General features: G+C 66.1%; 1 protein-coding gene. It reads right to left on the bottom strand.

Translation table 11 applies throughout. The features are described from left to right. A partial coding sequence (locus tag ACODTY_RS24080; protein ID WP_488996696.1) for an ISAs1 family transposase occupies positions 1 to 957 on the bottom strand: 957 nt, incomplete at both ends.

Raw genomic sequence — 957 nt, 5'->3', positions numbered from 1 at the left:
TGGCGATGTTGCCCGGGCTGTTATCCTTGCGGTTGCGTGCCGCGTCTTCGCGGAACGACACGTCCAGCTGCCAGTGCAGACTGTTCTCGATAGCCCAGTGGGCGCGTACGGTCGCCAGCAGGACCTCCGGTGTCGGCACCCAGGACAGCGCGAAGTACCTCGTTTCCGAGGTTGTGCCCTCGGCTGTTTTTCGGGTGGCCTCGACCCGTCCAAAAGCCTTCAGGCCCGGGAATTCATGATGCTCTGCCAGAGCCTTGCTCGAAACGACGGTCGCCTTTCGGGTTTCCGTCCGGCCGTGGCCGATATCCTCGGAAAGCGCGCTTGGGTGCGCGTCTGGCTCGGCCCCGAAGCTGGCCCGGGCATCGGACAGGAGCGAGTCCTGGTTGGCCTTGAGCGCCAGGCACCAGTCGCCACCACCCGCGTTAATCGCAGCAACCGTACGGCGATTGCAGTGCAGGGCATCGGCGGTCACCACCTTCCCCTTGAGCGCGATCAGGCCAAGCGCTTCGATGGCGGCCTCCAGTTCCGTACCCCGATCGGCCGGCACGCTGGCCAGCGTCAGGCGCAGCCGCGCCGCATAGGCCGAGACCATCATCCGCGTCCGGCCGCTCTCTCCCGCATCGCGGGCCCCGCGCAGGGCCTTGCCGTCAACGGCGATCACGTCGCCATCACGAAGGAGGGCCGCGACATCGGCCAGCACGCGCCCGAAAGCCGCATCGAGCGCCTTGGGATCGATCATCCGGAACACGGCCGAGAAGGTGTCATGCGACGGAACCGCGTGCTTGAGCTTGAGGAAACCCCTGAAAACGCTTTCCTTTGCGCGCCCGAAGGCCGCCATCTCGGCGCAGGAGGTCGCGCCGCAAAGGACCGACACAAAGGCGATGACCAGCAGCTCACCCAAGTCATGTCGCGTGTTCTCGGCGCGGGGATCGGGGACATCTTCGAAGGCGGACAGGA

This window comes from Mesorhizobium sp. FG116 (assembly GCF_057809835.1).
Note: the sequence above shows the minus strand (reverse complement) of the source record. Positions and strands in the feature narration are given on the sequence as shown.